We start from the raw sequence: 23,280 nt of genomic DNA on the forward strand, positions 1-23,280 counted from the left end.
CGGGTAGCCGCGGCCGCCGCACGCATCGGCGGCGCCCGCGGCAGCGGCGCCAAGTCCGCCGGGGACGGCGTCGGCGCGCCCAATAAACAAGCCTGCCCCAGCCCCGATCGTACAGCCGGGGCCGTTACTGCTATCCTAATACGCGTCATCCAAGCATTCCGCCAGCCCGCACCCGCAAATTAGGAAATGGATCGAAAATGAGCGTCAGAAACCTCGAACACCTGTTCGCGCCGCGGTCGGTGGCCGTCATCGGCGCCTCCGACCGTCCCCGCAGCGTCGGCGCGACAGTGCTGCACAACCTGCGCGAGGGCGGTTTCAAGGGCGCCATCTACGCCGTCAACCCCAAACACCGGACGCTGGACGGGCAAACCTGCTACGGCACGGCCGCGCAATTGCCCGAGATCCCCGAACTGGCGATCATCTGCACGCCGCCGGCGACGGTGCCGGGCATCATCGCCCAACTGGGCGAACTGGGCACGCGCGCGGCGATCGTGCTCACGGCCGGCCTCGGCCAGGCGGACGCCCAGGGGCGCACGCTCAAGCAAGCCATGCTCGACGCCGCCCACCCGTACCTGCTGCGCATCCTCGGCCCCAACTGCGTCGGCCTGCTGGTGCCCGGCATCGGGCTCAACGCCAGTTTCGCCCACACCGCCGCGCTGCCCGGCAAAATCGCCTTCGTCTCGCAATCGGGCGCGCTCGTCACGGGCGTGCTCGACTGGGCGCGCTCGCGCGGCATCGGCTTTTCCAAGTTCATCTCGCTCGGCGACAGCGCCGACATCGATTTCGGCGACGTGCTCGACTACCTCGCCAGCGACGCCGAGACCGGCGCCATCCTCATGTACATCGAAGACGTGCGGCACGCGCGCAAGTTCATGTCGGCCGCGCGCGCGGCGGCGCGCAGCAAGCCGACGCTGGTGCTAAAAGCTGGCCGCGCGCCCGAAGGGGCCAAGGCGGCCGCCTCGCACACGGGCGCGCTGGCCGGCGCCGACGACGTCTACGACGCGGCCATCCGGCGCGCCGGCATGCTGCGCGTGTACACCACCGAAGACCTGTTCAGCGCCGTCGAAACACTCGCGCGCGCGCGCCCGATCGCCGGCGAACGGCTGGTCATCATGACCAACGGCGGCGGCCCCGGCGTGATGGCGACCGACGCCCTGGTGACCGGCAAGGGCACGCTGGCGGCGCTCTCGCCGGCCACGCTCGAGCGGCTCGACGCCGTGCTGCCGCCGACCTGGTCACACGCCAACCCGGTCGACATCATCGGCGACGCCCCGGCCGAGCGCTACCGGCAGACGCTCGAGGCGCTGCTCCAGGACGAGCAATCCGACGCCATCTTGTTCATCCACGCGCCGACCGCGATCGTCCCGAGCGTCGACATCGCCAACGCGATCGCGCCGCTGGCGCGGCGGGCGTCGCGCAACATCCTCGCGTGCTGGCTCGGCGGCGACGCCGTGGCCGAGGCGCGCCGCATATCCTCGCAGGCCGGCATCCCGACCTTCGACACCCCCGAGGAGGCGATCAACGGCTTCATGCAGATCGTGCGCTACCGCCAGAACCAGCAACTGCTGATCGAGGTGCCGCCGGCCGACTGCGGCGGCGTCACGGTCGATGGCGAACGGGCCCGCGCCATCGTGCGCGCCGCGCTCGCCGAGGGGCGCGACATGCTGTCCGAGCCCGAGGCCAAGGGCGTGCTGGGCGCCTACGGCATCCCCGTGGTCGGGACGCGCATCGCGCACACGGTCGACGAGGCGGTGGCGGCGGCGCGCGAGATCGGGCTGCCGGTGGCCGTCAAGATCCTCTCGCCCGACATCAGCCACAAATCCGACGTCGGCGGCGTGGTGCTCGACATCGACAGCCTCGACGGCGTGCGGGCCGCGGCCGAGCGCATGCACAAGCTGCTGGGCAAACTGCTGCCCGAGGCGCGCCTGGCCGGCTTCTCGGTGCAACAGATGGCGCGCCGGCCGGGCGCGCACGAACTAATCCTCGGCGTGACGACCGACCCCGTGTTCGGCCCCGTCATCCTGTTCGGGCAGGGCGGCGTCGCGGTCGAGGTCATGGAGGACCACGCGGTGGCGCTGCCGCCGCTGAACCGGGTGCTCGCGCGCGACATGGTCGCCCGCACCCGCGTCTCCAGGCTGCTGGCCGGATACCGCAACCGGGCCCCGGCCAACATGGACGCGATCCTGTCGGCCCTGATGCAGGTCTCGCAGATGGTGGCCGACATTCCCGAGATCGTCGAACTCGACATCAACCCGCTGCTCGTCGACGGCGACGGCGCCATCGCGCTCGACGCGCGCATGCGGGTGCGGCTGGCCGACCAGGGCGCCAGCACGCTCGACCGGCTCGCGATCCGCCCGTACCCGGGCGAACTCGAGGAGACGGTCGAATGGGACGGAGCGCCGCTGCTGCTGCGCCCGATCCGGCCCGAGGACGGGGCGGCCCACCTCGCGTTCGCGCACCGGCTCAGCCCCGACGACGTGCGCTTCCGCATGTTCGTGCCGATGAGCGACTTGCATCCGTCGCAGTTGGCGCGCTTCACCCAGATCGATTACGACCGCGAAATGGCCTTCATCGCCACCCGCGCCGGCGCCGACGGCGCGCCCGAGACCATCGGCGTGGCGCGCGTGGTCGTCGACCCCGACAACACCGCCGGCGAATTCGCCGTCACGGTGCTGTCGGACCTCAAGGGCAGGGGACTGGGCCGCATGCTGATGGAAAAGCTGATCGCCTACTGCCGCAGCCGCGGCACGCGCGCGATCGTCGGCGAGGCGCTGCCCGAGAACACCCGCATGATCAGGCTGGTGCGCAAACTCGGCTTTAACGTGACGTCGACCGGCGGCACCGTGCATTTCCGCCTGCCGCTTGATTAGGCCGGCCGTCTCAACGCATCAAGAATGATCCAAGTCGCGCCTTGGTAAATCCTGCTTGGCGTCCCTTGAGCAGGCGGCTTAATGATTCATGTGAAAAGTGAGGATCCGATGGCGCATGCGGTCGAGGACGAATTCAAGCTGGCGTTCCGCAATGGGCTCGCCGGGCTGGAGCAGCCGCTGATCGGCGTGTTGCGCCAGTTGGCCACGCACAATTATCCAAGTGAAGTGGTCGCGATCGATTTCGAAGTTTTTTCGGACAGCTGGAGCGACGGTTTTCCGGTCCGTGCATTCTTCATGGACGCGACGAACTGCGAGCATTTCGTATACGTCGACGGCAGCGCGGAATATCCGTCGCCGGTCGATCCTGGACTTTTGACCGAGGCAATCATCAGCGACGATGTCGAATGGTCCTTGCTCGAGCGTGCGCCCGAGATGGATGCGGGCGCGCTGGGGGAAGCGGAGCTTTTCCCCTGGTTTATCGCTTGTTGGCAGAAGGCGGCCGGGGGCGGGTTTTTGAAAAGGGCGACCTTGGCGCTGCACGACGATGCGCGCGAATTCGATTTGATCGCGCATACCTGACAGGATCGTTACGCGCGATTTGATTGACGCACCGGCAACAGCTAGGAGCCTGTCGAACTTAGGATCGTCGGCTGCAGAAAGTGCTGGACGGTCCATATTTCGCCGTTTTCTCGGCCAATAGCTCGCTATTGGCACTGCGAAATCGTCAAAATCTGTCCTCGTCCAGCACTTTTTTCGCTTCGACTCCCTAAGTCCGACAGGCTCCTAGGGGACGAATTCGTTCTTGCCCTTGTACCAAGGATCAGCTTGGCGAGGGGTGATCTACAGCCATGCAAAAACGTATTAATCGGCTTCGAGTTATACAAATACGTGTAGCTACCGAAGGCATGCGGCGATGGGAATAACGCACAAACCATGAACTCGCACACGCGGCGCAATCGGCGCGACGCCGAGCGGGCGTTGGAAAACCGCGACGGGCAAGGGCAAAAATGCTCAAGACCACGTCTTTCAGTGTGGTGCCGGTAAGCCCCACCGTACGCGCTGGCCGCGGCGAATTAGCGTGTCTCGGCCAGATGCAACCAGATTTCGTTGCGTCGCATGAACCACGGTGTGAACGGCGCGTTGTAGCGCGCAAATACCGGTTCGCCCGCCGTTTCAAGTTGGGCCGCCCGCAAAGCGGCCTGCAACTTCGCCAGGTGTTCGCTGTAGTTGGCCTCAGACCAAAAGCCCGAGTAGCGGATGACCGCCACCCGGCGCGGCGGCACCTCGCGCAGCATGACCCGTGCGTCGAGTGGTTTGGGTGCGCTGGCCAGCGTCACGCCCTTGGGCAGCACGAATTGCACCAGAAAGCCGCCCGGTGCGGCATTCTGGATGACTGGCGCGGTCATCTCCAGCTTGACCGGGGTGGCCACCTGGGTCACCGGAGCCGTCATCGCGAATTTGCGCTCGTCCCTGTTTTTGCCAAAAATGTAGCCCGCCAGGATAGGGAACGCCTGGTTGCCCGCCTCTTCAGCCGGTCCCGGCACCACAAGCTCGGCTACGGTATAGACGGCGTATTCGCGAATCTCGACGTCACCGAGTTGCCGGACAATCTTGGATTCGGGTTCTTCGGTGGCGTTGGCTGTCATGGGCAAGGCGGATAGTGCGAGGATAAGCAGCGTGGCACACAAGGCGGCGACGGCCGTTAACGGCCGCGATCGTCGTGCATCTGGCAGCAGGGCTTGCCGTGGGCGATCGCTTGGCGCCTGTTCCGCGCCCCGGCGCGCGGCGTTTGGCCGGAAAAAGGGCAGAAAAAAGGCGGCAGGGCTTGCCGCGGGCGAATGGTTGGCGCCGCCGACCGGGCGCGCGCATCCCCGAGACCTTCTGGCATTCGTGCTCGTTTGCTGTCGAATTTTGTCTCGTTTCGTCGTATCCGGCCTCGCGAGTTGCGGATCGGAAAGGCGTAAGGCGGAATGCGACAAAAAGCGCACGAACGAGACGTCAAACGAGCACGAATGCCAGAGAGGCGCGCGGGGGGCACACGCCCGGACGCGCCGGGTTGCCGGGATGAAGAGTTGTCGAAATTTATGGTTGCCGAAATTCATGGTCGCCGAAATGCAGGGTTGCAGGGTTGCAGGGGAATGCGTCTACATGTTCAATAGCCCGTCTAATCGAAGTTGCAAGTATTCTGTCACTTTCCAGGAAACACCGTCGGCTAGCCCGCAACCCGCGCCGAACGCGCCCGCGCGCGGCTCCTCGAGTTGCCGCGGCGCGCCTGGCCCGTTCAAAAACTAGCGGGGAACGATGCGCAGCAGGCGTCCGTTCTGCTCGTCCGTGATCGCATACAAATGGCCATCCGGCCCCTGTTTCACGTCGCGCACGCGCGCGCCGATATCGAGCTGTTCCTGTCCGGTCACGTTGCCGACCTTGTCGACGGCGACGCGGCGTATGTCCTTGCCTGCCAAGCCGCCGCTGAAAACGCTGCCGCGCCATTGCGGGAAATGGCTGCCGGTGTACACCACGAGACCGGACGGCGCCGGCGAGGGCACCCACGCGACCTTGGGAGGCGTCAACCCTGCGACCGCGGGCTGGCCGACCGGTTCGCGGGTGGCGTAATCGACGCCATAACTTTGCAGCGGCCAGCCGTAATTCTGGCCGCCCTTGATCAAATTGAGTTCGTCGCCGCCGCGCGGGCCGTGCTCGGTGGCCCACACCCGGCCCGAGACCGGATCGCGCGCCATGCCCTGGATGTTGCGGTGGCCGTAGCTCCAGATCTCGGGCCGGGCGCCCGGGCGTCCGGCGAGCGGGTTGCCCGGTGCCGGTTTGCCCTCGGCCGTCAGGCGCAGGATCTTGCCATGGTCGGTGTCGAGGTGCTGGGCCTGGTCGCGCGCGAGCCTGTCGCCGACGCGCTGGGGCGGGTTGCCGCCGTCGCCGACACTCATCAATAACGTGCCGTCCGGCAGCCACAACAGGCGCGAACCGAAGTGCTGGCCGCCGCTCTTGCCGGGCTCGACGCTGAACAGGGTCTTGATGCCGTGCACCCGTTTGCCGTCGAAGACACCCTGCACCAGGATCGCGCGGTTGTCGCTCTTGCTGCCGGTCGACATGGTCATGTAGACGCGCGGATTGGCCTTGTCGGCCGGATGCAGCGCGATGTCGAGCAAGCCGCCCTGGCCGCCGGTGAATACCGGCGGCAGGGCTTCGAGCGCGACCTCCTCGAAGCTTTTGCCGTTGAGAACATACAGTTTGCCCTCTTTGCTGGTGACGAGCGCGCGGCCGTCGGGCAGCCAGTCGAAACCCCAGGGGCGCGCGATGCCCTCGGCGACCGTCTCGTGGCGCCAGCCCTTCGCTTCGGGCGGTTCGCCGCTTGGCGTGAGTTGGCCGAAAGCTGGTGGCATGGCCGCCACCAGGGCCGCGACGGCCATAGTGAGCAGTGTTTTCTTTTTCGAGTTCATCGTGAGCATCCCCGCGCCCGCATGGGGCAAATGTAAATCGTACATGATGGTTGAAAAACGTTGAGCACGGCTAGGATACCGTGCGAACAGAGTTCGGAGCAATCCGGTTCGGATTTCTAATTCCGACAGGCTCCTAGGAGCCTGTCGGACTTAGGATCGTCGGCTGCAAAAAGTGCTGGACGGTCCATATTTCGCCGCTTTCTCGGCCAATAGCTAGCTATTGGCACTGCGAAATCGTCAAAATCTGTTCTCGTCCAGCACTTTTTTCGCTTCGACTCCCTAAGTCCGACAGGCTCCTAGACTAGTCCTCCACATAACCTTTGCGCAATTTCTCGCCCACCAGCTTCTCCATCTCGCGAAGGGCGCGCTCTTTGCTGTCGAACTGTTTCAGGTTCACCTGACCGGTGCTGCCGATGCGCCCGTATGTGACGCTCAGCTCGTCGCCACGCACGCCGGCGCGCCAGAATTTGCGCGAGCAACCCTGTTCGAAGCGCAGCGAGCGCGCCACCTCGGCCGTCGTGTCGCCATCGGGAGCGGTCCGCGGCGCGGGCACATCCACCGGCGGCGGCGCCGGTTCGGCCGCCGCCGCCGGCGGCGCGATCTCGACGTCGAGGGCGCGGTCCTCGCCGTGCGCGAGCATCGCCTCGATGCGGCTCAGCACGCCCGGCGCGCCGTCAAGCCAATCCTTGCCGGGCAGGTCGATCACGCGCCAGCCGAAGGCGCGCAGGATGCCGGGGCGGAACACGTAACGCTCGGCGGTGTCGGGCACGGCGTCGGCCGGATTGTCGAGCAGGACCGCCAGCGCGTAGCCTTGCTTCGAATCGTCGACGATCCCGAGGTCGCAGCGGAACTGCGCCCGCCCGACGTTGACGTGCACCTCGTGCCCGCGCGCGCGCAAGGCCGCCGCCAGCGCGTCGCGGATGCTGTCGCCGGCCGGCTGCCGCGTGAAGGTGGCGCCGCGGCCGGGCTTGAGGGCGGCGAGCACCTACTGCGCCCGCTCCGACTGCCCGACCGCACTGGCCTTGGCGAACTGGAGGAACGCGCGCCGCGCCGCCGCGCCGTCGTTGTGCACATTGGTGATGGCCTCGGCCTCGATGCTCGAGACCACCGCCATGTGGTGGCGCGCGCGGCTGAAGATCACGTTCAGGCGCTTCTCGCCGCCGCGCTGGTTGATCGGCCCGAAGTTCATCAGCATCTTGCCTTCGGCATTGGACGCGTAGCAGATGCTCAAGATGATGACGTCGCGCTCGTCGCCCTGCACGTTCTCGAGGTTCTTGACGAACAGGCCGTTGAACTGCTCGTCGTCCCCGCGCACGTATTCGCGCTCCAGGCGGGTCGCGAAGTCGGCGTCCTCGGCTGCCAGCGCCTCGAGCGCGGACTCGATCGCGCTTTGCTGCGCCTCCGAAAACGCGACGATGCCAAGGCTCAGGCCGGTCCCGCGCAGCAGCATCTCGCGCACCGCCTGCGCGATGTAGCGCGCCTCGGGCGCATTGGCGCGCTCGCTGTAGAAGCCGTCGCCGATCCGGTGCAAGCTGATCGGCCGCGCCAGCAGGGCGTCGGCCGCCGTGAAGCCCGCGTGCGCGTCGTCGGCGCGCGCCGGCGGCGCCTCCCCGCCCGGGTGGTCGAGCTGTTTGTCCGGGATGGTGACCAGACGGCCGTCGTAGAACGCCGCGTTCGAAAAGCTGATCAGCGCCTCGTGGCGGCTGCGGTAGTGCCAGGCGAGCAGCGTGGCCGGCAGGTTGCGCGCGGCCTGGCTGAGCAGGCTGTCGGAATCGAGGTTGATCGTGATGCGCTCGCCGTCCTCCTCGACCACGACCTCGTCGTCGCCGCCGCCGGCGGTGCTGAAGAAGTTGGTCGGCGGCAGTTGCATCTAGTCGCCGACGACCACGATCTGGCGCGCCCGGCTCAGCGCCGGCACCGCCTCTTCGACCGGGATCTGGCTCGCCTCGTCGAAGATGACGACGTCGAACAGGTCGGCCGACAGCGGCAGGGTGTCGGACACCGAGAGCGGGCTCATCAGCCAGACCGGTTTGAGGTCGTTGACGACCAGGCCCGTGTCCTTGTCGCTCAGGTCGCGGATCGAACGGTGGCGCATGCTCTTGCCGAACTCGTGTTCGAGCTCGCGGCGCCCGCCGGCGTAGCGCTTCTTGAACACCTTGCCGTCGGCGTCGAGTTGCGCCGCCGACAGCGTCGACAAACGCACGTTCTCGCTGAAGCGCTGGTGGATCGTGGCCCGGATCACCTGGGCGTCGAGGGTCAGCAACTCGGCATGGCCCAGCGCCACCGCGCGCGCGGACTGGGCCAGCGCGGCGCCGCCGAAGCTCGCCAGCACCGGGCTCTCGCGCAGCATGCGGCGCATCGCCTCGTCGGCCACCAGCGCGTCGAGTTCGGCCGGACGGTGGTCCAGCGCTTGCAGCGCTGCCGCGCAGGCCGGATCGCCCGCGTGCATGGCGCGCAGCAGCGGCAGCAGGTCGGGCAGGTCGTCGAGCGCCTCGCGCAGGTCGCGCAGCAGTTCGGCGATGTCGTCGAGGCGCGCGTCGGCGTCGACCGCCAGCCCCTTGCCCGGCAGCGTGGCCAGCTGCGCCAGCGCGTCGGCGGCGCCGGCCATCGCGCGCGCGGCGGCCACCGGGTCGGGCGCGCGGCGCAGGTGCGCGACCAGGGCGCGCTGGGCGGGGTCGGATTGGAGCTGCTGCGCCAGCCCGGCCAGCGCCCGCAAGAACGCTTGCATGTCGCCCACGCCATAGTGTTGGCGGCCCTGCGCGTCGAGCGCGGCCAGCGCGCCGCCGCGCCATGCTCGGCCGCCAGCAATTCGAGCACCTTGGCGTAGCCTGTATGGACCACGTGCTTGCCAAAGTCGTAGCGGCGCGCCAGCTCGCCGCGCAGGCGCCACCATCGCGGCTGCAGCCAGCGCATGACGGACGGCTCGAGGCGCCGCGCCAGCGCCAGCGCGGCGTCGGTGTCGGCCGCGGCCAGCTTGTCGCGCCAACTGGCGTTTCCGGCCTGCGCGGCGGCGAGCGATTGCGCGTGGGCGTCGAGCGCTGCGCGCGCCTGGCCGAGCGCCTCTTGCGCGGGCGAGCCCGGGTCGAGCAGTTCGAGGTGGGCGGCCAGCCCGGTGGCGAGCAGCCGGCCGCTTTCGGCGGCGACGCCGCAGGCGCGCGCGAGCGGCGTCTGGTGGCCGATCAACTGGTCGGCGTCGTCGAGCAGCGGGTCGAGCGTCCCGAGCAGCGCCTCGGCCTCGTCGCAGATTTTGGCGACGCGGCTGTAGGCGTGCTCGTCGGCCATCAGGGACGCCGAAAGGCGCGCGAACGGGTGCGCCGCGAGGCTGTTCAAGCCAAACCGCTCGTGCATCTGGCGGTTTATGCGTTCGGCCAGTTCGCGCTGGGCGTCCCATTTGGCCAGCGCCGGCAACCGCTCGCGCCGGGCCGGCCCGAGCTCGGGCGCGGCGGGCAGGGCGGCGACGCGGCGCAGCAGCGCGCGCAGGCTGGTGCCGAGCGCCCGCGGCGCGGCCGCCATCGCCGCCTCGAAGTCGTCGATCCAGAGCTGGTGCCCGGTCAGCCCATGGACCAGCTGTTGGCGCCTCAGCTTGAGCGCGTTGCTGTCGCGCGGCTGGCCTATCCATTGCTCGTAGCTGGCCTTGAGGTCGCCGATGAACGCCTTTTTGTCGGTTTGCGAATCGTGGATCAGGCAGCACAGCTCGGCCAGTCCGGCCTGCTTGAGGCGGCTGAACACGACGTCGAGCGCGGCCCGCTTTTCGCACACGAACAGCACCCGCTTGCCGCGCCCGGCGTAGTCGGCGATCAGGTTGGTGATGGTCTGCGACTTGCCTGTGCCCGGCGGGCCATGGATGATGAAGCTGCGCCCGCTGCGCGCCAGGCCCACGGCCGCGTTATGGGTGGCGTCGGCCGCCACCACGCTCCACTGCTCGCCGGCCTTGAGCGGCGCCGCCGGCGCGGTCTCGACCTCGCGCGGCTCGATCGAGAACACGCGGTCGAACGCCGGATTGGCGCCCGCGTCGCCGAGCAGCTGGGCGTAGTCGCGCACCAGCGACATCTTCTTGTAGTTGAAGTTGGCCAGCGTCACCTGGGTCAGGTCGAGATCCCAGGCGTAGCGGTGGCCTTCGGATTCCTGCAGGAAGTAGCTCTCCGATTCGGCACCGGCGGCGCCCGGCGCGGCCATCTGCGGGCGCCGCAGCCCGGCGCCGGACGGGGCCCCGGCCTCTGTGCGCTGCGGCAGTTCGCTCGGGCGCACCCAGCGCTCAAACAGCGCGCGCCCCAGCGGGCGGTAGTCGAGCCGGTCGTAGCTGAACGGCGGCAGGCGGGCGCCGGCCGCCGCGCGCGGACCCGGCGGCGCCTTGCGGCGCTGGTACTGCTGCATGCGCTGCAGCGCCTTCTGGCGCACCAGGCCGATCGCGGCCTTGTCGACCAGGCGCAGCGCGACCGACGGTTCGGAGCGCCGTATCTGCGCCAGGATGTCGGCGTGGATCTCGGCCAGCGTGGTTTTTTCGAGGTCGATTTTTTCGGGCAGGCCGATGTCGTAGAGCTCGCTCAACTGGTGGCGCAGCACCGGGTTGAACTCGGCCTCGTCGTCGGTGCATTGCAGCACGTATTGGTCGCGCACGCCCTTGCGCTTGACCAGCTCGACGCCCAGCCACAGCAAGGGGGGCACGATGCGCTCGTCCGGCGCCTCCTTGAGGTTGTGCCAGCGTAAAAAGGCGACCACGATGCGCAGGTTGCTGAAACCGAATTCGGCGCGGTCGCGCCGGGTCTCGGTGATCAGGTGGTCGAGCGCGCCGGGCAGGTAGGGCTGGTCCTCGAAGCGCAGCCAGTGCTGCAGCGAGACCGGCTTGCCCGCGACCAGCTCGGCCGCGAACGGCCCGCCCCAGGTGCAGATGTGTTCGGCGCGCACGCTCTCGACCTGCAGCATCAGGGGCACGCTGGCGACGGTCAGGTTGACGCTCGCCGCGCTCGGGCGGAAGTACAGCAGCCGGTTGCGGCGCGACAGGTCGAACAGGCGGTCGCGCAGGTGCGTGAGCACGGCGGCGCGGCGCGGCGCGGCGCCGCTGGCGCCGGCCAGCGCGCGCGCGACGTCGAGGCCGGCCGGCTGCTCGCGCCAGGTGCGCAGGCGGGTGGCGGCGGCGGCGGCATCGGTGGCGCGCGCGTGGCGGTTGAGTTCGGTCATCTCGACGAGCACGGCGGCGACGATCGGGTGCAGCTCCGGATGCAGCGCGAACAGGTTGCCGCGCTGCCCGGCGAATTGGCGCAGGTCGTCGTCGTCGGTGAAGTCGAGCCCGCAGGCGAGGGCGGCGACGATCATGCCGAGCGAGAAAACGTCGGTGAGCTCGTCGTGGTGGCCGAGCCGCAGCTCCCAGCTGTCGGGGCCGGGCAGGTAGACCGGCCGTTCGATGGCCGCGTCGGCATCTTGCGCGAGCGCGAGGTCGGTCACCAGTTCGGCGCCGTGCTCGTCGCGGCCGCGCTGCAAGGTGCCGACGATGTTCAGGCCCGACAAGGGCTGCGGCTGGACCCGGTTGACGGCGCCGGTGTCGAGCAGCGGGGGCGCGCCTTCGGGGCGGCGCAGGCCGAGCGCGCCGTTGTCGTCCAACAGCACGTTGTCGGCGTCTAGCGTGGCGACCAGCCCGGCGCCGTGCAGCGCCGCCACCTGCCGCAGCAGCGGCAGCACCAGCACCAGCACGTCGTCGGTCGAGAGCGGCATGCCCGCCTGCGCAGCGAGCAGGCTGCGCAGGGTGCGCGGGGCGGGCGCCTGCCCGCCGGCGTTTCCTGGTTCAATCATGGGCGCGGCTCCTTGGCCAGTTGGCGTTTATAACGGTCCAGTTCGCGCTTGCCGAAACCGGCGTCGCGGCGCAGGTTGAGCTCGAATGCTTCGAAGCTGGCGAGCGCCTGCGCGAGCTGTCCGGCGCGCAGCAGGTCGGCGTCGCGCTGGTCCGGGTCGGCCAGCGCCAGGTCCATCATCAGCGCGTTGAGGTAGTTGCGCACGCCGTGGTCGACCGCGTCGGCGCCGAACGCCTCCGGCCCGATGGCCGCCTCGTCCGCGCGCCAGTCCGGGAACAGCAGGCGCACCTGGTTGAGCACGGCGTCGCTGGCCAGCGCGGCGCCGGCCAGGAAGTGGGCCAGGAAGCCGCGCGTCATCGTTTGCAGCCGCAGTTGACCGCACAGGTCGAGCCGCTCGAGCGCCAGCGGACCTTGCAGGCGGTTGTCGATCCATGCGTCGAGCCCGGCCGCGCCCTCCCACCACAGCGACAGCGCCCGAACCCGGATGAAGGTTTCGGGGTGGCCGCTGGCGGCGCTGGCAGCGGCCTCCTGCGATTCGATCTCCGCGGCCTGGCGCAGATAGGCCTGGGCGTCGACCGTGCCGATGCCGGTCTCGATCTTGACCAGCGTCGCCACGGCGGGCGCGAGCGCGCCGACCGCCACGGCGGCGCCGCGGTCGGCGAAAAGTTCGGTGTGGAGCGCGTAGGGGTTCTAAGCCGGAACCCTAGAAAATTCCGTCACCCCAAATCCAGTCCGGCCAGAAGCGTGTCCAGGTCGATCATTTTGCCGCCGCTGTTGAATGTGTAGTGCCCGTTCAGCAGGATGTGCCGCCAGGCCGCTGGCGATATCCGGGTGAGCAACGCAACGGTCTTGGCGTTGCCGCTGGCCTCGCACTTCGTCAGCAGGTGCGACAGGATGGCCGAGTTGTAGTAGATGATCGCGTTCGCGATCAGCCTGGCGCACTGGTTGCTGATCTCAATTTCGATGTCAGTCCGCCCAGTCAACTCCTTCTTTCCGCCGACCTGGGCGATAGTCGAGCTTAGCTGGTGATAAGACTCGATGCGGTTCTGCGAGCGATGGACGTTACGTTCCAGTTGCGGATCGCGCAGGTAGCGCAACGTGTAGATGCTGCGCACGAGCTTGTCGAACTCGAAGATCGCGCGCCGCGTCGGGTTCGTCGTGGTGTAGTTGCACAGCTTTCGGATCAGCGTGCCCTGGGTCATCTCCTTTAGCCCGAGCGTGGCGACGATTTGATCCATGTTCGGTTTTTCGTCGACGATCGCCGGGAGGTCAACCTGGCCGACCGGGCGGATCAGAAAGTTCTCGTACAGCGCCGGGTCGTCGGCGCAATACAGTTCCTTCAGTTGGTCTTCCATGTTGGTGAAGCGCGGCTCAAAGCGCGGGCCGAACCAGTACAAGATGGCGAAGTTGGCCTTGTTGACGCTGTGCATGTCGCCGGTGATCGCCATTGGCACGATGTCCGACGTGTTGCGATACCAGATGTCGAACACATGGTGCGCCTCATATTCGTGCGCGCCGATCAGGTAGCCGTTGAGCGGCACGTGGTTGCATAGCAGGGTGTAGGCGACGACGCCCTTACCGCGTCCAAAGTATTTGCGCGAAGAGCGCGCCTTCACGGTTGGCCGCTCGACGCCTAATTTCTGACCATCGACGGCGCCGTACAGCGTATTGAGGTCGAACGAGTAATGCGGGAAGATCGGTAGCGCGGCGATGGCGTTGCTGATGCGGTCGTTGGCGGCCTGGAGCGATGCCTGGCGCAGGTACTGCTGGTAGGTCGTCTCCAGCACATGGTATGGGAATTCGCTGGTGCGCGCCATGACCTGATTGCCGTGGTTCATCGCTTGCGCGATGATAACCGCCATCAAGCTGTCGGCATCGGCCACCTTCTTCGCATAGCGCGGCTGCAATGGCGTCAACGCCGATAAGAACTGGCACCGACTGTTGACGAAACGGAACACGTCGGCAACATCGCAGAACGGCAGTTGTTCATAGAACGTCTGCTCGCGCACTTTCTGGTTCCCACCCTTGGGCTTGCGCCAGATCAGCTTCTTCGTGTCCTTGTCGTAGTCCAGGTGCGTCAGCTTGCCTTCTTTCAGCTCGCGGTTGAATGCCACCCATAGCGCGCGCAGCTCGACCGTCAGCGCATCGAGCTGGGCATTGATCGGCTTGCGCAGGAAGGGGATGTCGATTTGCGCGAGCGCGTCGGCTTTCTCGTCCATCGAGACCAGCTCGTCGGAGAAGTGGCGGTGTTGCAGGCTGTCGTCGAGATAGATTTCGCCCGACTGGAATCGTTTCCTGATCTGCCGATATAGCCAGAACTCGTAGCGGTCGGCGTGCAGTCCGGTCGGCTTGCCGTCGGCATCGAAGGTCAACAGGTACGACTGCAATCGTTTCGGCAATGTGGCCGCCGGACATTCGGCCAGCGGCCGTTGCGACAAGCGCTGCTGCTTGACGAAAACGCTCTTGGCCCAGGCCAGCGCTGCGAGCCACGGACTGTCGGGGACGGTGCTGGCAAAGTCGAGCGCGACATACAGCGGTCGCAGATGTCGGCGGATGCGTTCGGCCAGGCCGTCCACCGCCTGCCAGTGCAGCGCCAGTTTGCTCACCGGCTTGACGCTCAAGCGCTGACCGGTGATCTGTAGCTTGTCTTTCGGCATGATCTTGTACGCGCGCTGGCGCACGGTGCCGAACGGCGTGGCGTCGGCCACCGTGTCATCGACATAGATCAACAGCAGACGACCGACCTGCGATGTATCCTGCTGACGACGCACCTGTTCCGCTAAAAAAAACTTCTGCGCGACCGCGCTGCTCTCTTCCTCCAACTGCTTCATGTGATAGGCCATCGCATCGACCAGGTTATCGGAAAGCTGCCGGTAGCGTTGCCAGGCGTAGCACAGCAAATAAAGATGAGCCTGATCCACCTTGAGATTGCGCAGGTCGTGGACGGTGTAGAAGTTCGCCAGACTCGCGTAGTACAGCAGGTTTTGCTGCGAAACGCCCAGCTTGGGCAGCAACGCCTTGGCGATCCGGTGCAGCGGCTCCAGCAAGGTGCGCTTCTCTCGTTCGCGGATCATCTGACGCCAGCCGAAGTGCTTGGCATCCTGCTTGAGCGCCGCCAGTTGAGACAGGGTGTCATAACGCACAAGGAGTTTGGCCAAGGCGACTTTGGCCGGGTCGTCCAACACTTCCGCCAGCAAGCCGCCCAAGCGCCGACGTTCGGTGGACAGTGTTTCGCTGATCAGCTCTTGCAGGGTGGTGTAGCCGGGCCGGATGATCTTGTGCTTGTTGAGCCAGACGATCAGCTCGGTGGCCACGAATCCCGGCGTCACGTCGCGTCGCACGGTCTGCGTGGCCTGCTGCCCAAGCTGCGGCAAGTAGTCAGCCACCCACAGCTGGTGGCCAAACAGTTTGGCAACTCGCTCGCGCTGGGTGTAATGCTCATGCTTCGTGATCGGCTTGCGCTCGAACGCTTCGCCATGAAAATAGCGGCTCAGCACGAAGGCGCAATCGTCCTCGACCTCGTTCCAGTCAAAGCGGAAAAAGGCATGTTTAGCCTTGAAGTAGCCGATCTGCAAGAGGCAGTAGACTTGGGCATGGAGGCCGGGACGGCTGCTGGCGAGCGCTAGTTCGGTTTCCGTCAATGCTAGATATTCCAGCCGCTGTGCATCGTCGAAGTCCGGCAGGCCGTACAGAGCTTCCTGCTCGGCGTCGGACAGGACACTGAGCAACTTATTTTTCGTGGTCATTGTTGCGTCGTTTCCTGTGTGCCTGACCAGCCGATCCGAGCGAGTGTTTCGATCAGCGTGGTGCGCTTGACGCCGAAGTTACGGCACACGGCAGCTTTGGACATGCCGCCATTCAACGCGGCCACGATGGTGTCCAGTTTCTCGCCAACGATGGCGGCCGGTCGGCCACCAATCCGACCGCGCCGCTTGGCGGCGGCCAGTCCGGCAATGACGCGCTCCTGGATCAAGGCACGCTCATACTGTGCGAGCGCGCCGAATACATGGAACAACAACTCGCCCGATGCCGTGGTGGTGTCCATGCCTTCGGTCAGTGAGCGAAAGGCCACTTGCCTGTCCTTCAGCGTAGTCACGATGGAGAGCAGGTGCGACAGCGAACGGCCAAGTCGATCCAGCTTCCAGACGACGAGCACGTCGCCGGGACACACGAATTCCAGCGCCTTGGCCAAGCCAGGTCGATCATCTTTGGCGCCAGAAGCGCGATCCTCGTATAGATGGCGGGCATCAACGCCCGCCGCCAGCAGGGCGTCACGCTGCAAGTCGGTGCTCTGCCGGTCTGAGTCCGACGAAACGCGCATGTAGCCAACTAACATAAGCGGATAACCAGTAAAATAGAGTTTCCGTATGATAGTGCATAGCGACAAGGTTTTCCGCACATTTTTTGAGGCTTCGCATGGACGGTTACGCTAGTCGCCGCCGATATGTCGGGAAACAAGTGTTTTGCGACATATCGCCGAAGTGTGTGGGGCAATTCTCAGGCGCGCAATTGACGGACCACCTGGGCGGCTGACGAAACCTGTAAGGGAATCGGTTAGGGCGGTGGCTTGCGCGATGCTTCGCCCTTCACAAAAATGGTGCGCCTTGCGATGACGAACCGAAACGTTCTTTCTTCGCTTAAACTGCCCCATTCGTTATGCTGCAAGGTGGCGCTGACCGAAATTGTGATCATGCCCAAATCGATCACCTCATCCATTGGCTGCACGATACGTTCACCCCGGGGAGGCTTGTAGCGTACTTCGACAACAATTGAAAGACCGGGTTAAGGCGGAACGTGGCTGCCCGCCAAAACACAATAAAAACGCCACCCATCGCGGATGGGTTGGGCATCCAAAATTCAAATTAGAGAAAATCCCATGCCAAGTGATGCAACCATAGATCAAACCGAATTTCGTCGAATTCTTGCGCGCAATGTCTTCTTGCCACTTGCGGTCGGAGTGACCAGTGCTGGTCTTTTTGTCGCAATCATTGTCTATTTGCTTTCCGTGCTGAACTGGGTCGAGCATACGGAGCGGGTCATCGGCAATGTCACCGAATTAAGTAAGTTGACCGTGGATCAGGAATCTGGCGTGCGAGGGTTCCTTTTGACAAATGAGGAAAGTTTTCTCACCCCCTATAGCATTTCAAAAGGCAAGATAAGAGCAGCAATGCCTGCGCTGCTGACGTCGGTGGAGGATAATCCGACACAAGTTCAACGACTTGGAAGAATTGAGGCATTACAACAACAATGGGAAGGCTACGCTGCCGATGTCATTGCATTGCGGCGTACAGACAAAGACTTTCTATCAATAGTGAAAAGTGGGCGGGGGAGAATGCTGTTCGATGCAATTCGTGCCGAATTTAAAGATTTTTTCGAGGACGAAGAAAATTTGCTGCGGCAACGCAAACAAACCGCCAGAAACGTCACTGGCGGCGGGGTGGCACTGTATTTGGCAGTCATTATTGTATTAAGCGGATTGCTCGTCTACTGGGGGCGGCGCGATTTGACGCGTCTTTCCGAGGTTTTCGGCGATACGTTGCGCCAGCATCAGGCGCATGAAGACATACAAAAACGCCAAGCTTGGGTGCGCGAAGGTCAGACGAAACTGGCCGATCGAAGCGTCGGCCAACTGGTGCTGACTCAGCTTTCCAACGCAGTGCTCACTTTCCTGGCCGAGTATACTGGTGCGGCGGTGGCAGCCATGTACGTGCGTGAAGACGACGGCAGTCTTAAACGCACCGCCGGGTATGGCGCCGGCAAAGAGTTCGATGACGTTGACGATCACGTGGACACTGGTCGGTCCTTGCTCGGGCAGGCAGTGACTTCGAAGCGGCTAATGCACATTGCAAATTTGCCGGATCACTATTTGAAGGTTAACTCTGCTTTGGGCATTGGCAATGCGCGCAGCCTTGTACTGCTGCCGGTCGAGAACAACGGTGTCGTGAACGCGGTTATTGAACTTGGTTTTCTTGCGGTACCTGGCGGCCGTGATCTGGAGTTTCTCGATTTGGTCGCATCCAACATCGGGAGCGCCGTCGAGGCAGCAAAGGCGAGTCTGCGCTTACAGCACGCATTCGCGGCGACACAGCAACTGAACGAGGAATTACAGGTACAGCAGGAGGAGCTGCGTACCGCAAATGAAGAGCTGGAAGAGCAGTCTCGAATACTGGAAGAGTCGCAGGCCCTGCTTGAAAATCAGAAGGCAGAACTGGAACAGACCAACGACTTGCTTGTCGACCAAGCGGCGACGCTAGACCAAAAAAATAGCGCATTAAATTCAGTGCAGAGTTCCTTGAAAGAACGGGCACTCGACTTGCAGCGGGCCAGCAGGTACAAGTCCGAGTTCCTCGCCAATATGTCGCATGAGCTGCGGACGCCTTTAAATAGCGCTTTGATCCTGTCGAAACTTCTCGCAGGGAATCCCAAAGGCAATCTCGATGTCGAGCAGGTCCAGTTCGCCAACACTATTTACGCGGCGGGCAACGACCTGCTCAATTTAATTAACGATATCCTCGACATTTCGAAGGTGGAAGCCGGAAAACTGGAATTATCTCCCGAAGCGGTCGCCCTCCCGGGTTTGTCAGAATCCCTTCGCATGACGTTCGAGCCGCTCGCTTCCCAGAAGCAGTTGCAGCTGAACGTGGCCTTCTCTCCTGGCGCCCCTGCGTCAATTTATACTGACCGACAGCGGCTCGAACAAATCATTAAGAATCTGCTGTCCAATGCAATCAAGTTCACCGAGACAGGCGTCGTTTCGCTGACCATTGATGGCAATACCGACATGATCGCTTTTGCGGTGACCGATTCCGGCATCGGCATTGCGAAGGACCAGCAGGCAATCATTTTTGAGGCATTCCGCCAAGCAGACGGCACCACCAGTCGCCGTTATGGCGGAACGGGTTTGGGCCTGTCAATTTCACGTGATCTTGCGGCACTGCTTGGCGGCTCAATCACGGTAAGCAGCGAGGAAGGCAAAGGCAGCACATTCACCTTGTTTCTGCCGCCCTCGGTGCCGGACAGCGCCATGCCTGTAACAGGTTCGGCCCCAACGCCAGTGGTGATCCCATTAGCAACGCCAAGTTCACCTTCGCCGAAACCAATGCCGCTCACGCCCGCAGCATTCTCGGACGATCGCCAGCATGACAGCAAGAAAAGCCGCACCGTACTTGTGATCGAGGACGACGCGATGTTTGCGCGAATCCTGTACGACCTAGCCCACGAGATGCATTACCGTTGTCTGGTGGCCCACACCGGTGCCGACGGATTGCAAACGGCAACCGACTTCCTCCCCGACGCGATTCTGCTCGATCTTGGCCTGCCGGACGGCTCCGGCATGGATGTCCTGCATAAACTCAAGTCGAACCCATATGTTCGCCATATTCCGGTCCATATTGTCTCGGCAGCGGACCGCGCCGAGGCGGCGATGCAACTGGGTGCGGTTGGTTATGCGATCAAACCAGCAACCCGCAAACGACTAAAGGAGGTATTCAACACGCTGGAAAGAAAATTTACACAGAAGGTAAAGCGCGTCCTTCTGGTAGAAGACGACGTTCGCCAGCGCGAGAGCGTTATTCATCTCATCGGAGACGGCGATGTCGACATAACTGCGGTAGCAAGCGGCGAAGAAGGATTGGCGCTGTTGCGAATCCAAGTCTTCGACTGCATGATCATTGACCTGAAATTGCCGGACATGCAAGGTCACGAATTACTGCAAAAAATGGCAGCGGAGGAGGTCTGTTCGTTCCCTCCAGTGATTGTCTATACCGGTCGCAACCTAACGCGCGCCGAGGAAGCGGACCTGCTGAAGTATTCGCGTTCGATCATTATCAAAGGCGCGCGCTCGCCAGAACGGCTACTCGATGAAGTCACGCTGTTCTTGCACAAAGTCGAATCGCAGATGTCGGCCGAACGACAGCGCATGCTCAAGTCAGTGCGCAATAGGGAACGTTTGTTCGAAGGTCGACGCGTTCTTCTGGTCGACGACGATGTACGCAATGTCTTTTCGCTGACCAGCGCGCTCGAGCAGAAAGGTCTTGCCGTCGAAGTGGGACGCAATGGTTTCGAGGCGCTGGCGAAACTCGACGAGGTGCCCGACATTGACCTGGTGCTGATGGACGTGATGATGCCGGGAATGGATGGACTTGAGGCGACGCGGCGCCTGCGCGCCGATCCTCGTTTTGCCAAGTTGCCGATTATCGCCATTACCGCCAAGGCCATGAAGGACGATCAGGAGCAATGCATCAAGGCCGGAGCATCGGACTACCTTGCCAAACCGATTGATCTTGATCGCCTGTATTCGCTAATGCGCGTTTGGTTGCCCGACCTGGAACGCCTCGGATGAGCGTCGCCGACAGCATCAACATCGAGCTGCTCCTTCTCATGGAGGCTATTTACCTCAAGTACAGCTATGATTTCAGGGACTATTCTGTCGCGTCGCAAAAGCGCAGGGTATTGCATGCCATGCACCAGTTAGATTGCGCGTCCATCTCCGAGCTGCAGGCGCGGGTCCTGCATGAGCCGGACATCTTCGCACGGTTGCTGCAATATTTAACGATACCGACCAGTGAAATGTTTCGCGATCCTGCATATTTTTCAGCCTTGCGCGAGCTGGTCGTACCACACCTTCAAACCTATCCATCAATCAAAATTTGGATTGCCGGTTGCAGCACGGGAGAAGAAGTGTATTCGATGGCGATCCTGCTCAAGGAGGAAGGCTTGCTGGACCGCGCAATCATATACGCGACTGACATCAACCCGCAATCTCTCGAAAAAGCGAAAAAAGGCGTGTACCCTCTCGATCGCATGCGCGCCTATACAGCCAGCTATCAGATGGCAGGTGGAAGGGCGGCATTTTCGGACTACTTTACAGCTGCATACGGTGGGGTATTGTTCGACCGGAGCTTGACCGATAACGTTAGTTTTGCCGACCATAGCCTGGCCACTGATAGCGTGTTTTCTGAGATGCACCTGGTGTGCTGCCGCAATGTCTTGATTTATTTTAATCGCACCTTGCAGGAGCGCGCGTTGGGTCTGTTTCATGAATCGCTCTGCCACCGTGGATTTCTGGGGTTGGGCAGCAAAGAAAGTATTGATTTCTCAAGCTATTCGACCCGTTTTGAACACATTGCCAAAGCCGAACGTCTGTTTCGCAAGGCGGCAAAATGAATCCTCTCTTCATGCACGCGCTCGCCGCTCGCCGCATCGACGCGCTAGTCATCGGCGCCTCTGCTGGCGGCATTGCTGCATTGCTCGCGATTTTGCCGGCTTTAGCGTTCCGGTACACCTTTCCTGTCATTGTAGTACTGCACCTACCCGACGACGGCGACAGCCGCCTGCCTGAGGTCTTGGCACAACGCCTCGGCATGCTTGTTGAAGAGGCGAAAGACAAGCACCCAGCGCTGGGTGGAGTCATTTACGTCGCGCCGTGCGGCTACCACTTGTCAATCGAGCCCGACCGTCATTTTTCGCTGAGCCGCGAGGAACCAGTGCACTTCTCCCGGCCGGCGATTGACATCCTGATGACATCGGCGGCAGATGTTTACCGTTCGAGCATGGCTGGCATACTTTTGACAGGCGCCAGTGCCGACGGCGCCGTTGGAATGGAAAGGATCAGCGCAGCTGGCGGCCTGACCATTGTGCAGCACCCTGATGAGGCTGAAGTCGCAACAATGCCGCTCAGGGCCATTGCCGCACGCGCCCCTACCCTGATACTCACGTTGTCACAAATTCACGAATTATTGTCGATGCTGGAGATCCATTAATGCACCTTGAAAAAAACCAGACGAAAGTGCTGATCGTCGACGACCTGCCGGAAAACCTGCTTGCCCTGCGCAAGGTGCTCGAACAAAGCGACAGGACGATCTTCCAGGCCAATTCCGGCGAAGAGGCGCTGTCGCTGTTGCTGGAACACGATTTCGCGCTTGCCATTCTCGATGTAATGATGCCCGACATGGATGGTTTTGAACTAGCCGAGCTAATGCGCGGCACGGAAAAGACTCGCAATGTACCTATCGTATTTGTCAGTGCCGGAGGGCGGGAACTGAATCTGGCATTCAAGGGGTACGAAACCGGTGCGGTCGATTTTCTGCATAAGCCGCTGGACGTGGGAGCGGTGCAAAGCAAGGTCAACGTCTTCGTTGCATTGCATCGGGAACGCAACGAAGTAAAGCGGCAGGTGGCAGCCCTTGAGGCGAGCCGGCGCGAATTGCGCGCTACACAAGCCGAATTGGAGCGCTCGCTCAAGATGCGCGACGAATTCATGTCTATGATCGCCCATGAACTGCGCACACCGCTCAACACTTTATTTCTCGAAGTCCAGATACGCGGTGTCCAACTCGACCACGGCAATATGGATGTCTTCAACGAAGAAACTATGCGCAAGATGGTGGCCCGCGACAGGCGACAGATCCAGAGCATGATACGGCTCATTAACGATATGGTTGATGTATCGCGCATTCGCAGCGGGAAACTCAGCTTGCGCCGCGTGCAAAGCGAACTTTCCTCGTTGCTGGTGCGCATTGTTGGCGACCTTGCGCATCACGCTGCAGCTGCGGGCGGTACGATTGAGGTCCACGCACCCGACGCCATACATGGTGTGTGGGATGAATTTAGACTCGAGCAGATCATCATCAACCTGTTGACCAATGCATTGCGCTACGGGGGGGGCAAGCCGATTCGAGTGACGCTTGCCATAGTCGGCGAGCACGCACACATCGTCGTCCAGGATCAGGGAATGGGTATTGCACTGGCGGACCAACAGCGCATCTTCGAACCCTTCGAGCAGGCCGAAACGTACGATGTGCGCGATGGGTTGGGGTTGGGATTATATATTGCTCGCCAACTTGCAAAGTCGCACGGAGGTAGCCTTAATGTTGACAGTGACCCTGGCAACGGCGCGGCCTTCCACCTTGTACTTCCCTGTAATCAATACGAAGCGGGGGACATGGACACGTAGTTTTTTCAAGAACATAAAAGGACGCGGCACTTTCAATCCAAAATGCATTGCCGGCAACGCGCTGGGCGACCTGTATGATTTCCGGGTTCTGTCGCATTAGCGGAGCCGTCGCCAGTATCCGCTAGTCTGTGGCTATTTCTACCCATCCCCTCGAAAAAGTAAAAGTTTCGTACGCGTCTGAATTCTCTCAGGTGCGTATTTCGGACGAACGTGACCAC

At 63.2% G+C, this 23,280-nt stretch carries 12 protein-coding genes and 1 pseudogene; 6 read left to right on the top strand and 7 right to left on the bottom strand.

Annotated elements, in window-relative coordinates; all coding sequences use genetic code 11:
• Nucleotides 1-197: 197 nt before the first annotated feature.
• Both C7C56_RS17980 and C7C56_RS17985 read left to right on the top strand, forming a co-directional pair.
• A complete protein-coding gene (locus C7C56_RS17980; protein ID WP_106758746.1) occupies nt 198-2,870 on the top strand; it encodes a bifunctional acetate--CoA ligase family protein/GNAT family N-acetyltransferase in 2,673 nt (890 codons plus the stop codon).
• 81 nt (nt 2,871-2,951) lie between these two features.
• A complete protein-coding gene (locus C7C56_RS17985; protein WP_146204538.1) occupies nt 2,952-3,449 on the top strand; it encodes a hypothetical protein in 498 nt (165 codons plus the stop codon).
• A gap of 494 nt (nt 3,450-3,943) precedes the next feature.
• On the opposite strand, the gene C7C56_RS17990 is transcribed toward C7C56_RS17985, so the two are convergent.
• From C7C56_RS17990 to C7C56_RS28970, 7 genes and pseudogenes are all read right to left on the bottom strand, one after another.
• Complete coding sequence (locus tag C7C56_RS17990; RefSeq protein WP_106758748.1) at nt 3,944-4,516, bottom strand: SOUL family heme-binding protein; 573 nt, start codon at nt 4,514-4,516, stop codon at nt 3,944-3,946.
• Nucleotides 4,517-5,158: 642 nt separating this feature from the next.
• A complete protein-coding gene (locus C7C56_RS17995; protein WP_106758749.1) occupies nt 5,159-6,331 on the bottom strand; it encodes a PQQ-dependent sugar dehydrogenase in 1,173 nt (390 codons plus the stop codon).
• A 292-nt stretch (nt 6,332-6,623) separates the two neighbouring features.
• Nucleotides 6,624-12,109: pseudogene (locus tag C7C56_RS30745) on the bottom strand (AAA domain-containing protein).
• Nucleotides 12,106-12,750, bottom strand: a complete 645-nt coding sequence (locus C7C56_RS18005; protein WP_229458848.1) for a hypothetical protein — start codon at nt 12,748-12,750, stop codon at nt 12,106-12,108. The pseudogene C7C56_RS30745 and the gene C7C56_RS18005 overlap by 4 nt, the downstream one beginning before the upstream one ends.
• 74 nt (nt 12,751-12,824) lie before the next feature.
• The gene (locus C7C56_RS18010; RefSeq protein WP_106758750.1) at nt 12,825-15,854 is read right to left on the bottom strand and encodes a Tn3 family transposase; all 3,030 of its coding nucleotides are present in this window, start codon (nt 15,852-15,854) and stop codon (nt 12,825-12,827) included.
• Nucleotides 15,851-16,444: a recombinase family protein gene (locus C7C56_RS18015; RefSeq protein ID WP_106758751.1), complete on the bottom strand. Its 594-nt coding sequence runs from the start codon at nt 16,442-16,444 to the stop codon at nt 15,851-15,853. The genes C7C56_RS18010 and C7C56_RS18015 overlap by 4 nt, the downstream gene beginning before the upstream one ends.
• A gap of 218 nt (nt 16,445-16,662) precedes the next feature.
• Complete coding sequence (locus C7C56_RS28970) at nt 16,663-16,824, bottom strand: hypothetical protein (RefSeq protein WP_181373235.1); 162 nt, start codon at nt 16,822-16,824, stop codon at nt 16,663-16,665.
• A 160-nt stretch (nt 16,825-16,984) separates the two neighbouring features.
• On the opposite strand from C7C56_RS28970, the gene C7C56_RS18020 reads away from it, so the two are divergent.
• Genes C7C56_RS18020 through C7C56_RS18035 form a run of 4 tightly spaced genes read left to right on the top strand, consistent with a single transcriptional unit; the run spans nt 16,985 to nt 23,062 of the window.
• Nucleotides 16,985-20,449 (top strand): response regulator, encoded by a 3,465-nt coding sequence (locus C7C56_RS18020; protein WP_106758752.1) that lies wholly within the window; start codon nt 16,985-16,987, stop codon nt 20,447-20,449.
• On the top strand, nt 20,446-21,273 hold the full coding sequence (locus C7C56_RS18025) for a CheR family methyltransferase (protein WP_106758753.1): 828 nt from the start codon (nt 20,446-20,448) through the stop codon (nt 21,271-21,273). Before C7C56_RS18020 ends, C7C56_RS18025 begins: the two co-directional genes overlap by 4 nt.
• Complete coding sequence (locus tag C7C56_RS18030; protein WP_219933185.1) at nt 21,270-21,869, top strand: chemotaxis protein CheB; 600 nt, start codon at nt 21,270-21,272, stop codon at nt 21,867-21,869. The genes C7C56_RS18025 and C7C56_RS18030 overlap by 4 nt, the downstream gene beginning before the upstream one ends.
• Nucleotides 21,869-23,062 carry a hybrid sensor histidine kinase/response regulator gene (locus C7C56_RS18035; protein ID WP_106758754.1) on the top strand — a complete coding sequence of 398 codons (1,194 nt, stop codon included), beginning with the start codon at nt 21,869-21,871 and terminating at the stop codon, nt 23,060-23,062. The genes C7C56_RS18030 and C7C56_RS18035 overlap by 1 nt, the downstream gene beginning before the upstream one ends.
• Nucleotides 23,063-23,280 lie beyond the last annotated feature (218 nt).

This window comes from Massilia glaciei, from assembly GCF_003011895.2.
GTDB lineage: Bacteria > Pseudomonadota > Gammaproteobacteria > Burkholderiales > Burkholderiaceae_D > Telluria_A > Telluria_A glaciei.